Genomic DNA, 14,647 nt, shown 5'->3' with positions numbered 1-14,647 from the left:
CTGCAAGACTTACAACAACATCCTTAACGAATGAAAATATTCCTTACAGGAACTCATTATTTGTTAGCCATACTTAAAAATACCCGTATTGGCTATACATTACTCGAATTAACTAAAGTTAGTATAAAAATAATACAGAAAATTATACGTTTTTTGTATTTAGAAAAAAATCAGGTTGATAAGAGTTTTTTTAGATTATTTCTTGGGGTTGATATTACATAGGAGAAAAATTTATATTTCTAAGTCATTAAGCTGTCATTATAAATAGTTAATGTAAGTGGTTACTGTTGACTCTAGGCAGCATAAAAACTTTTTTAAAATTAAATCGAATAAAATAATTTACTAATTGTCAAAGAAGCCCGAAAATAACCAGTACCTCACTGTTGGACAATTGTCTGGGTAGTCACGGAGCTGTACTTACTGCAAATGCCTTTTTATTGGATATAAAGCTATATTCTTAGTTATATAGACCTATGCGGTGTGTTAATACTAACATTATTTTCTATAGCAGGAATAACTGTAGTATTGATATACCTATAGCTGGTAATAAAAAGGTTATTTTTGAATTTAAAAAAGTACAGGGTATAGCTCCAGTTTAAAACCTATTGTAGTACTAAATTAAAAATCAAGGAAATGAAATGGTTGCTCGTATTAACTTACATCTATCTCAAGAAGAAGTATTTTTTGATCAGGTTAAAAATCCTGATACCACCCAGTGGAATATAGGTAATAATGTTAAAATAACCGGTTTTCTTGATATTAAAGTATTTCTACGTGCATTAAATTTAGCTGTTGATAATTTAGATTTATTTCAGTTTAAATTTGAGGAGCATGAAGGGTCTCCTTATTTATATAAAAAAAGTGAAATTAATAAAGACTATATAAAGCAATTAGACTTTAGTGGCAAAGAACAGTCCTCAGAGCAGGCAAAACAGTTTATTAAAGATCAGTTTGATACCACGTTTGACTTATTTTCAGGAAAGCTTTTTGAGTTTTATTTATTAAAGATATCCGACACAGAGCATTGGTGGTGCTCACGATTTCATCATATTTTAATTGATGGATTTGGTATATCTTTATTTTCTAAAATAACGGCAAAACTTTATACCTCCATTATTAAAGGTGAACCTACTGATTGGCTACAGCAAACTATACCTAGCTATCTAGATGCAATTAAACACTCTCATGACTATTTAAACTCTGAGCAGTATAAAAAAGACGCTGATTACTGGGTAAGCAAGTTTAATAGGCTGCCTGATAGCTTACTTTCTAGAAAAAGACATCATAAAGAGTTTCGTAGTGAAACAGTTGATATCGAACTATCTGACTCAACAAGAAATCAGCTTCAGAAACTGGTAAAAAATCATAAAAGTAGTTTGCTACAACTTACTATAGCTGCATTAAGCATTTACTTTGATAATACAGAAGGGAAGCAAGCGCCAGTATTTGGTATTCCTCTACATAATCGTTTGAGTAAGCAGCAGTTACAATCAGTGGGGATGTTTACTTCGTTAGTGCCTTTTTGCTCAAAAATTAATAAGTCACAAACAGTTCGATCTTTATTAGCTGATATAAAAGCTATTAGGAAACAAGACTTTCTCTATCAGAGTTATCCTTTAGCTCACCTGAAAAGGTTGTTAGCAGAAAAGTTTAATCAAAATCCTGTTCTTTTTGATGTTGCCATTAACTACGGCAAGTTTGATTATCAGTTAGAATTAAATGGGCTGAAATCGTCAACAGAACAAATTATAAGCCGACAGAAGCCATTACCACTTCATGTTTTTTGGTGTGACTTCGGTGAGCATCAGCCTTTAACATTGAAAATTATTTTTCGAGATGACTATCTGGACAAACAGGAAGCAGAGTTTTTTGCTAATAGGCTCGTCCACATTTTACAACAGTTTGGGAGTAATATTGATTGCTTAATTAGTGATATTGAGACGATTAGCTCCGTTGAACAAGCGCTCATTCAATCGTGGGGTGGCTTTGACCAAAATGCTATTCAATATAGTGATGAACTTAGTCATCAGACAATTCATCAGCTATTTGAAGATCAGGTGATGCGTCATTCTGATGCTGTTGCGGTAGTTTTTGGCCAACAGCGGTTAAGTTATCAGGCACTTAATTATAAAGCTAATCAGTTAGCTCATTATTTACAAGAGCAGGGGGTTAAACCAGATACTTTGGTTGGGCTGTGTGTTGAGCGTTCTATCGAGATGGTAATTGGTATGCTTGCCATAATTAAGGCAGGAGGTGCTTATTTGCCGATAGATCCAAGCTACCCCAAGGAGCGACAAGCTTATCTATTAGAAGACAGTAAACCTCTATTATTACTAACACAAAAAGCGCTGTTAACAGAGTTACCTGACTATAGTGGTCACATTACCTGTATTGACTCAGACTGGTTAGATATTCAACATTATCCTAAGCAGAATCCACCTGTCAGTAGCAGCTTAAGTCACCTTGCTTATGTCATTTATACCTCTGGTTCTACTGGTAAACCTAAAGGTGTAACTATTGAGCAGTCAGGTATTATACGACTGGTAAAAAACACCAATTATATTTCGCTATCTTCTACAGACATTATTGCTCAAGCATCTAACCATTCTTTTGATGCGGCTACCTTTGAAATTTGGGGGGCACTATTAAATGGCGCTAAACTGGTTTGTATTGATAAGTCAGTACTATTAGTGCCTGAAGCACTTAAAGAGCAACTCCATCGCGATAAAATAACCACAATTTTTATGACAACAGCACTTTTTAATGCTGTTGCTGAGCAACTGCCGGATACGTTTAAACCATTGACAAATGTTCTATTTGGTGGGGAAGCAGCTTCACCAAATCATATTAATCGAGTTTTAACGGCTGGTAAACCCAAGCACTTACTCAATGTATATGGGCCTACAGAAAATACCACGTTTAGTACTTGGTATGAAATACAGTCTCAGCAGAACTCATACCCAATTGGTATTCCTATAAGTAATTCAAGCGCTTATGTTGTTAACTCAAAAAACAACGTTTGTCCTGTTGGGGTTGCTGGTGAATTACTTGTAGGTGGATTAGGGATAGCTAGGGGTTATTTAAATAGAGCTGAATTAACAGCTGAAAAGTTTATTGCTAATCCATTTAGCCCAGAAAATCAGAATCGGCTTTATCGCACGGGTGATTTAGTTCGCTGGTTGTCGGATGGTAAATTGGAATTTTTAGGGCGTATTGATAATCAAGTAAAACTACGTGGGTTTCGAATTGAACTAGGTGAAATAGAAACACTATTAGAGCAGCACGAACAAGTAACTGAAGCGGTCGTTATAGTGCGAGAAGATCAGCCAGAGGATAAGCGCTTGGTTGCTTATGTAGTAGCAACAAATGAAATAAATAAAAATACTACAACACTTGAAAATGAGTTGCTTCAGTATCTAGCAGGTCAACTGCCAGAGTATATGGTTCCTATGGCTATTACTCTGTTATCAGCACTGCCTTTAACAGAAAATGGTAAGGTTGATTATCGAGCACTCCCCAAGCCTGATTATAGTGAGGCTAATGAGATGAGTCTGCCTACTAGTGCTATTGAGAAATCACTTGTGCTAGTATGGCAGCAAGTGCTGGGTATTGAGCGGCAACTTAGTCTACATGATCATTTTTTTAATTTAGGAGGACACTCTCTATCGGCAGCAAAGCTAGCTAGCCATATACGCCAGCAGTTTAAAGTTGACATTGGTATTGACGCCGTATTTGCTCAGCCGACGCTTGGTGCATTAGCTAGTGTGATAGCTGGATCAAAAGTTGCTGAGTTACCACAGATTAATCCTACTGACCGCTCTAAGCCTTTACCTTTATCTTATGCTCAGCAACGTTTGTGGTTTGTTGATCAAATGGAAGAAAATAGTCAGCAATACCATATACCAGTAACGTATTATTTGTCAGGACATCTTAATATTAATGCACTATCTGAGGCATTCCGTCAATTATTTCAACGTCACGAATCGTTAAGAACAGTTTTTCAGTTATATTCAGGAGAACCCCAGCAAATTATTAAGTCACTGCCAAAGAACTGGCAGGTAGCAGTGACTGATTTACGTGGCAAAAACACAGAAGAACAACAGCAACAAATATATAATTTAAATCAACAATTACATAAAATACCATTTGATTTAAGTCATGATTTAATGCTGCGTGCTCATTTGATCAGATTACAGGATGATGAGGCACAGTTATTAATGACAATGCATCATATTGCTGCGGATGGCTGGTCGGTAGAAATTTTAATTAATGAATTAAATCAACTTTATAGCGATGTAGTTGCTAATCATCTACCTAAACTAGCAGAATTATCCATTCAATACGGGGATTATGCAGTATGGCAGCGAGACTGGCTACGAGGGGAAGTACTTGAAAAAGAGTTGGCTTATTGGCAACAACAGTTAGCAGGGGCGCCTGAAGTACATAACTTGCCTTTAGATAAACCGCGGCCAGCGATTCAACAATACCAGGGTAATCGAGTCAATTTAACTATTCCTGTTAGTTTGACACAACAATTTGAAATGGTATGTCAAAGACAGGAAGCTACCTTATTTATGGGGCTACATGCGATTTTATCCATATTAATAAATCGCTACAGTGGAGAGACTGATATTATAATCGGTACCCCGGTGGCTAACCGGGAGCAAGCTGAGCTTGCGCCACTGATTGGCTTTTTTGTAAATACGTTAGTGTTACGAGCAGATTTATCTGGTCAAATGAGTTTTAATCAGCTCTTAAAGCAAACAAAGCAAACCGCACTAGCTGCTTATGCTCATCAGCAAGTACCTTTTGACAATATAGTAGAGCATTTACAGCCGTCTCGGAGCTTAAGTTATCATCCGATTTTTCAAGTTGTACTGGCCTTACAAAATAACCAACAGGCAGAGTTGCAGTTTCCAGGTGTAAAAGCTGAGTTGCTTAAGCCAGAGCTATTCACCGCTAAATTTGACTTAATGCTTAATATTGAATCAAGTTCAGCAGGGTTGACCTTGTGGTGGGAATATAATACAGCATTATTTAATCATGACACCATTGAGCAACTGGCCACTCATTTTAACCAGTTAATTGAAAAGGTTGTATCAACCCCTGATCTGCCTTTTAAACAGCTATCTTTATTGACTAAGGATGAGCAGCAGAGCTTATTAATTGACAGAAGTAATGTTCAATCGACTTATCAGGATAGCCAAACTATTCACCGACTGTTTGAGCAGCAGGCAGAAAAAGCTCCTGACGCGATAGCAGTCATGAGTGAAGGGCAGCAATTAACGTATTATCAGCTAAATCAGCAAGCAAACCAATTAGCTCACTTTCTTCAGGCTCAAGGTGTTAATGCTGAAACTATCGTAGGGCTGTGTATTGATCGGTCTGCAGAAATGTTGGTAAGTATTTTAGCAATATTAAAAGCAGGCGGGGCTTACCTTCCACTTGACCCTGGTTATCCTCAAGAGCGCTTAAGTTATATATTAGATGACAGTAAGCCCCTATTATTAATTACACAAAGTGACTTATCAAGTAAACTACCTGAATATGATGGTTCGCTTATATGTATTGATACAGAGTGGTTGAAAATTAAAAATTATTCTGATCAAAACCTACCAGAGCTAACCAGTATCAACAAACTTGCTTATGTTATTTATACGTCAGGTTCAACGGGCAAGCCAAAAGGTACCTTGGTTCCTCATAAAGGTGTTGTGAGGCTTGTGAATAATAATCAGGTATTATCATTTTTATCGTCAGCAACAGTAACCCTGCAAGCGGCTTCCATTGCCTTTGACGCTGCCACATTTGAAATATGGGGGGCTTTGTTAAATGCTGGACAAGTAGTACTTTATGGTGAAGACACTGTTGACATCCAGTTGTTAGAAAGCACAATTAATCAATACCAAGTCAATACGGTTTGGTTAACAGCGGGCTTATTTGATCACTTTGTCCAGCAGTCGGTCACGCCATTAAATTCATTACGCTTTTTATTAGCTGGCGGTGATGTAGTTTCACCAGAGTCTGTGTATAAGCTTTATCAGCAGCATTCCCATATTCAAGTGATAAATGGTTATGGCCCAACAGAAAATACCACATTTACGTGTTGCTATCCTATACCTCGTCACTTTAATCAGAGCCAAGCGTTACCTATTGGTAAGCCGGTTGGTGGTACCCATTTGTATGTATTAAATGAAATGTTGGACTTACTGCCAGTAGGTGCTATTGGTGAATTATATGTGGGTGGTGATGGTTTAGCAAAAGGTTATTTAAATCGGCCAGAATTAACTTCAAAACAATTTGTACCACACCCATTTAGCTCTGACCCTAATTCTCGACTATATCGTACAGGAGATTTAGTACGTTGGCTTCCTGATGGAAACTTAGCCTTTATTGGGCGTGCAGACCATCAAGTAAAAATACGTGGTTTTCGGATTGAGTTAGGAGAAATAGAGGCATTAATTGCCACCCATGCACAGGTGCAAGAAGTAGCCGTTATTGCCAGAGAAGACCAGCCAGGTAATAAACGACTGGTTGCTTATATAGTTGCAGAGCCAACAACTAATTTCTCAATACTAAAAAATAGCTTAATGAAGCAGTTAGTGACTCAATTACCTGAGTATATGGTACCTACTGTGCTGGTAGAACTAACAGTGATGCCGCTAACAACAAATGGTAAAGTTGATCGTCGGGCTTTACCAAAGCCAGATTATCGAGAGCATTCAACACTAATTGAGCCTGTCAGTCCGCTACAAATAGCGTTAGCGAAGCTCTGGCAACAAGTATTGGGTATAACAGATGGATTAAGTGTCACTGACAATTTCTTTTCCCTAGGAGGACATTCGTTATTAGCAGTAAAGCTAACAGGACTAATTCGACAACAGTTTAATGTTGACATCAGTGTTAGGGATATATTTGCAGCCCCTACCCTGAATGGGTTAGCAGATACTATTGATAAAGCGGGCAAAGTGGATCAAACGACTATCACTGTAGCAGATCGATCAGTACCCTTGCCTTTATCTTATGCTCAACAGCGGCTATGGTTTATTGATCAAATGGAAGAGGGCAGTGAGCAATATCACATGCCTTATCTATACCGATTAATTGGCTCATTAAATAAAGAAGCATTATCACAAGCATTCAGGAAAATTTTATTACGTCATGAAAGTTTGAGAACAGCCTTTGAGTTGGTAGAAGGTGAAGCTCAGCAATATATACAAAATCTGCCAGAAAACTGGTGTATGGTTATTACCGACTTACGTAACCATTCCAGTCACTATCAACAAATGCAGCTTGATGAAATAAAGCAGCAAATACATAAAACACCGTATAACTTAAGTCAGGATTTAATGTTGCGTGTACACTTGGTTCAACTCAAGAATCATGAGTCATTACTTTTAATAAACATGCATCATGTTGCCTCTGATGGCTGGTCGGTAGGTGTGTTAATTAATGAACTTAATTTGTTGTATAACAATATTTGTCAGGGAAAAACCATCGAAGCAAACCTACCAGAATTGACGATTCAATATGGTGATTATGCGGTTTGGCAACGAAGCTGGTTACAAGGTGAGATTTTAGAGCAACAACTTGATTATTGGCAGCAACAGTTGCAGGGTATTCCTGAAGTACATAGTTTACCACTGGATAAGCCCAGACCAGCGATACAGCAATATCATGGTGATCGACTGACTTCAGAAGTAGATATACACCAGATCAGGCGCCTTACTGCCTTATGCCAATCCCATGGAGCCACCTTGTTTATGGGGTTGCATGCAATTTTGTCTATTTTAATCAGTCGCCTTAGTGGAGAAACAGATATTGTTATTGGCACTCCAGTGGCTAATCGTGAACAAGCAGAAGTGACGTCACTTATTGGCTTTTTTGTGAATACATTAGTGTTGCGTAGCGATTTATCAAGTGAACTTAGCTTTAAGTGTGCCTTAAAGCAGTCTAAGCAAACAGCATTAGCTGCTTACTCTTATCAACAAGTACCTTTTGATCATTTGGTAGAGCGGTTACAGCCTTCCCGTAGCTTGAGTTATCATCCATTATTTCAAGTGATGCTGGCTCTGCAAAATAACGAACAAGTCGCACTTGCTTTAGAAAATATCTCTGCGGAATTGTTAAAGCCCGACTTTCCTATTGCTAAGTTTGATTTAACATTAATTGCAGAAGAGCGAGAAAAAAGTGTTGGTCTGACCTGGGAATATAATACTGCTATATTTGAGGCTGAAACAATAGCCCGTTTTGCTAAATATTTTAACCAGTTATTAGATCAGGCTATATTAACCCCTGATATTCCAGTGACACAGTTGCCACTATTATCTAAACAAGAAGGTGAAGAGTTATTAGCTAATTTTTCAACAACAGACAATACGGCTATAAATGATAGTTGTATTCACCATTTATTTGAAAAACAAGCTGACTGTACACCAGAACAAATTGCTGTTGTATTTGAGTCCCAGCAATTGAGTTATCGGGAATTAAATGAAAAATCCAATCAATTAGCATTTTATTTGATTGATAGAGGTGTTACTCCAGGCTCTTTTGTGGGAATTTGCTTGCCTCGTTCATTTGATTTAATTACTGCTATTTTAGGTATTTTAAAAGCTGGTGGCGTATATGTACCCCTTGATCCTAACTATCCTTTAGATCGTTTGTCCTTCATGATTGAAGATAGTAAGGTAAAATTTGTCTTGATGAATAAAATGCTAACTGATGCCTCACCATTGGATCAATTACAAATAAGTCAGTCTAATACTATTTATGTTGATGAGCTGAAAATAATAGAAAACATCAACCAATACCCGGTTAAAAATATACCAAATACAGTTGTTAATATTGCAGGAGCTGATCTTGCTTATATTATTTATACCTCTGGCTCTACAGGCAAACCAAAAGGGGCCCTGGTTAACCACCAAGGTTTAGTTAATATTTTACAAACCCAACAAGATAAACTGCAATTATCACCTGCCAGTCGAGTACTTCAGTTTGCGTCAATCAGCTTTGATGCTGCTACTTGGGAATGGAGCATGGCTCTTACCTCAGGTGCTACATTATATTTATTTCCACAAGCAATGGTTGCATCATTGGAAACGTTATCTGAGCAAGTGGCTCGTTTCCAGCTAACACATGCATTATTGCCACCTGCGGTACTGCCGCTATTGGATGAGAACAGCTGGCAATCGGTAAAATGTTTGATTATAGGAGGCGATAGTTGTCCACTAGCGCTGGCTAATCAATGGGCGCAAAATCGAGTTCTATTTAATGCTTATGGACCGACTGAGGCAACTATTTGTGCCACTATTGCTAGAGTCAATGACAATAGCCCAATCATTCATATTGGTAAGCCATTTACTGGAGTAGAAGCTTATGTGTTAGATAAAAACCTTCAAGTAGTACCCGTTGGAGTACCTGGAGAGCTTTATATTGGAGGGATAGGTGTTGCTAGGGGGTATTTGAACAGACCTGAACTAACTGCAGAGAAATTTATTTCTCATCCATTTAGTCATGAGCTTGAAGCCCGCTTGTATGCAACAGGTGACTTAGTACGCTGGCTGCCGGATGGTAATTTAGCATTCATGGGTAGAATTGATCACCAGGTAAAAATACGTGGTTTTCGTATAGAATTGGAAGAAATTGAAGCACAAATACTCAATTGTGAGGGAGTAAAAGAAGCTGTAGTGGTTGCTCGTGAAGATCAGCCTGGTGATAAACGATTGGTTGGGTATATAGTTGCTGAGGAGTGTTATAGTTTTACCATAATAAAGCCTGCAATATTACAGCAATTATCTGAGCAGCTACCTGAATACATGGTTCCTTCAATAGTGATGGAGGTAATAGCTCTACCATTGACGCCTAATGGAAAAGTAGACCGAAAAGCACTACCTAAGCCAGTCTACCAAGCTGACTCTGCTATCGTTGATCCTGAATCTGAAATAGAGGTTGCGCTAGCTGAGTTATGGCAGAAAATATTGGGCATTGACGATAAACTCAGTGTAAATGATAACTTTTTTGCATTGGGTGGGCACTCATTACTGGCCGTTCGTTTAAGTGGATTGATAAGGCAGGCATTTAATGTTGATATTAGCGTTAGAAATATTTTTACTACGCCTACAGTAGCAACACTTGCTAAAAGTATTGAGCAAGCACGAATCAGTGAACAGCCCAAAATTGTTTCAGTCAATCGGTCTATTCCTCTTCCGCTTTCTTATGCACAACAGCGGTTGTGGTTTATCGATCAAATGGAAGAAGGGAGCCAACAGTATCATATACCCTTTATTTATCGATTAACTGGTGAACTTAATTATGAAGCATTATCTCAGGCATTTATTAAATTATTGTCTCGCCATGAGAGTTTAAGAACAGTAATCAGGCTATATGAAGGTAAAGCAGCGCAGTTGGTACAACCATTACCAGCTGATTGGTTATTACCTATTACTGATTTGAAAAAATATCCTGTTAAAAAACAACAAGAAAAAGTTAATGCATTAAAACATCACTTACATAAGGCAGCGTTTGATTTAAGTCAGGATTTAATGCTTAGAGCACACCTTGTCGTATTGGCGAGTGATGAAGCTCTATTATTAGTGACGATGCATCATATTGCCTCTGATGGTTGGTCAGTGGGCATTTTAATTGATGAACTGAACAGGCTGTATAATAGTATTATTACGGACGAAACAATTAATTTGCCTGAACTAGCAGTGCAATATGGTGATTATGCAGTATGGCAACGACAATGGCTGCAAGGAGAAGTACTAGAGCAACAGTTAGCCTATTGGAAAAAACAATTAGCAGGTATTCCTGAAATACATAGTTTACCTTTGGATAAACCTAGGCCCGCGGTTCAGCAATTTAATGGTAAACACTATTTCTGTGAAATTGATTCTGAACTGGCAAAGCGATTCAAGGCATTATGTCAGGCACAAGGTGCCACTTTATTTATGGGGCTTCATGCTGTATTAGCTACTCTACTAAGCCGTTATAGTAGTGAAACAGATATTGTAATTGGTACACCTGTTGCCAACCGTGAGCAGGCAGAAGTTGCTTCATTAATCGGCTTTTTTGTTAATACATTAGTGTTGCGTTGTGATTTATCTTCTGAGCTAAGCTTTAATGAATTACTAGACCAGTGTAAGCAAACGGCCCTGGCAGCTTATGCCCACCAACAAGTACCATTTGATCATTTGGTTGAAAGCTTACAGCCTGCTCGTAGCTTAAGTTACCATCCTGTTATTCAAGTAATGCTGGCTTTACAAAATAACCAGCGAAGTGACTTACAGTTTAGTGGGTTGAGCGTCACTAGTGAGCCGATGGAGCTAACAGCATCACTGTTTGACTTAACACTGAATGTTGTAGAAAAAGAAGGCAAGTTGAGTTTATGTTGGGAATATAATACGGACTTATTCTATGAATCGACTATTGAAAACATGGCACGTCGTTTTGAAAAAGTAATGACTTTTGCTACTGCACGTCCAGGTCAGTCTGTATTTAAGTTACCAATTTTAACGAATTTTGAGGAGCAGCAGTTAATCAATATACATCAGCAACAAACATTATTAAATAATGATGAGCCTATATGTATTCATCAGCTATTTGAACAAGTAGCAAGTGACTATCCTGACACAACTGCCGTGGTTTATGGTAAACAAGCTGTTAATTATACTGATTTAAATAAACAAGCTAATCAGCTGGCTCATTATTTGGTGGAACAGGGAGTTAGGCCTGATAATATAGTGGCAATTTGTCTGGAACGCTCAATTGATTTGATGATTGCTATTTTAGCAATTTTGAAAGCCGGTGGTGCTTATTTGCCGCTTGACCCAACCTATCCTGATGAGCGTTTGAACTATATGTTGGAGGATTCTGGTGTTCAACAAGTGATTACCAATAATCAATTGTTGAATAAACTACATTGTAACTATCAGCATGTGGTTTGTATTGATGAGCTACAACAGCAACTGGTAAATTACCCGAAAAATAATATAGATCCAAAAACAATAGGTCTGACCAGTAGCCATTTGGCTTATTTAATTTATACTTCAGGTTCTACTGGATTGCCGAAAGGGGTTATGGTTGAGCATCAATCGCTAGTAAATCATATTAGTGTAGTTATTAAATTCTATCATGTAAGGCCTGAAGATAGAGTGTTACAGTTTTTTAATATTGGGTTTGATGCTGCAACAGAGCAGTTTTTTGTTAGTTTTTTAGCTGGTGCCACTTTATACTTGCATGATAAAGGATTAGTGATTGATAAAGAGTTTGCTAAATTACTAATTGAAAATCAATTAACACATATTGATTTACCACCACTGTATGCAAAAGAAGTATTATTACCTTATGTAAATGATGTTGCGTTTTGGCAGCAAGCTAAATTGCATTGTGTAATTGTAGGAGGTGATGTATTACCAGCTGATTTTGCCAAAGCATGGGCAACTAGTCTGGCTAATCAACACTGCCAATTAGTTAATATTTATGGTCCTACTGAAGCGACGATTGCATCAACTTACTATATTGTGCCTGATAATATAGTTTATAACTCTGTACCTATAGGCAGTAATACAACAGGCTCTAAACTATATGTATTGGATCAATATCAGTCGTTAGTGCCTGTTGGTGTTCCTGGTGAGCTGTATATCGGCGGTGATGGGGTTACAAGAGGATATTTAGGCCGTCCTGAACTAACAGCGGAAAAGTTTATTATAGATCCATTTGCTGACCCTAAAAGAACTGGTGATATTAAAATGTATCGGACCGGTGATAGCGTTCGCTGGCTTCCAGATGGGAATTTAGAGTTTTTAGGTAGGATTGATAATCAAGTTAAAATTCGTGGCTATAGAATTGAGCTTGGTGAAATTGAAACACAGCTAAATTTACATGATTGGATAGCTGACTCAGTCGTGATTATTCATGGTAGTGAAGGAGATGAAAAGAAAATTGTCGCTTACCTTGTTATAGGCAATGAAGGTAATATCTGCCAACAAACGTTACAAAGAGAGCTAGAAGCCTATTTAAAGAAACGTCTGCCTGACTATATGGTACCTGCGTGTTTCATGGTCATTGACCAGATACCTTTAACACCTAACCAGAAGGTTAATCGAAAGGCATTGCCAGCACCTGTATTTCATAGCAATCTGACAGCTATTGAAGTTGCTGAAACAGACTTAGAGCAGCAGCTATTAATTATTTGGCAGTCAGTGTTAGATGATAATAAAGTTTTCGGGATCACAGATGACTTTTTTGCCTTGGGTGGACATTCAATTTTAGCTGTGCGCTTAGTGGCTGCAATTAACAAAGAGTTGGACTTTAAACTGAGTATTCAGCAATTATTTGCTAATCCAACGATTAGAGAGCTGGCTTATTTTATAGAGCAAAGTAAAAGTCAAGAAATGGGTACAGAAGCTAAAAATAGCTCACTTGAATATCAGCAAGTAATAGTTGATGATAATTTATTAACAGCTATTCCTGATTTTTCTCAACCATCAACAAGCTTTGAAAAAGGGTTTAGTCATATCCTGCTAACTGGGGTAACAGGATATGTTGGGGCGTATTTGTTAAATAAGGCACTTACTCAGTGGAATCAAACCATCTGTTACTGTGTTGTTAGGGCGACAGACATAAACGAAGGCTTCTTAAGAGTAAAACGAAACCTACAAAAGTTTGGCTTATGGCAAGCTTCTTATAGCGATCGAATAACTGTCGTATTGGGTGACCTTAACCAGGAAAAATTAGGTATAGCAGATAGTTTATGGGAGTCATTAACAGAAGCAGTTGATCTTATTATTCATAACGGTACTTGGGTTAATCACTTGTTACCTTATCAACAACTAAAAATGGCTAATGTAAATGCTACACTGTCGTTAATTAAACTAGCCAGTAAAGGTTGCTCAACCCGATTTGCCTATATATCAACAACAGGTATATTCAGTAGTCAACCTGGAAGAGATAAAGTCACAGAAACAACTTCAACAGAAAATGAAAGACAATTAACTCACTCAGGTTATGGTGCTTCAAAATGGGTAGCAGAGCGATTATTGCTTAATGCTCAACAAAAAGGGCTTGATTTATTTATTTTCAGATTAGGTCGAGTTGCTGCTGATAGTCGTACAGGGCAAGGTGCTCCAGATGATGTGATTGGCCGTTATTTGCGATCTTGCCTGATATTGGGGATTTTTCCAGATAATCTATTCGAGGAAACATTGATAACTGTTGATACTGTTGCTGATGCTGTGATTGGTATGGTTGATCAGCACTCACAAAGCCAGCGGGTGTTCCATTTAATAGGTAATCAAATGGTAAACTGGAATCAAATTTTAGCGGAAAATAAAACGTTAACTCAGGTGAGTTGGCAAGAATGGCTTGCGACTGCTAAGTCTGTTGTAAATGAGAATAGTCATTTACCCGTTGCACCTTATTTACATGGTATTTTTGATAGTACTACTAAAGTTGCCAGCTTTTCTGTTGATCAAGCATTAACCGAAAAAGTGTTGGGCGAAACAAATATCACACTTTCAAGGGTAACGGATACCATGTTAAATCAATACCTAAGTCGATTGGCTAAAGCAGCAGGAGTTGAATTAGAAACCATTTAATTGATATTTGCTTAAAGTAATATAAGAGCAGAGGGGTTTAAGAACGTAGGAGG

General features: G+C 37.7%; 1 protein-coding gene. It reads left to right on the top strand.

The window, feature by feature from the left end:
• The first annotated feature begins 638 nt into the window (after window positions 1-638).
• A complete protein-coding gene (locus ORQ98_RS13530; protein ID WP_274689344.1) occupies window positions 639-14,594 on the top strand; it encodes a non-ribosomal peptide synthase/polyketide synthase in 13,956 nt (4,651 codons plus the stop codon).
• The last annotated feature ends 53 nt before the right edge of the window (window positions 14,595-14,647 follow it).

This window comes from Spartinivicinus poritis (assembly GCF_028858535.1).
In the GTDB taxonomy this organism is placed as follows: Bacteria; Pseudomonadota; Gammaproteobacteria; order Pseudomonadales; family Zooshikellaceae; genus Spartinivicinus; species Spartinivicinus poritis.
This window is presented reverse-complemented; position numbering and strand designations above follow the sequence as displayed.

What these genes read in the sequence shown, in the direction of transcription:
- ORQ98_RS13530 (WP_274689344.1), top strand. Translation starts at nt 639, where the DNA reads ATGGTTGCTCGTATTAACTTACATCTATCTCAAGAAGAAGTATTTTTT.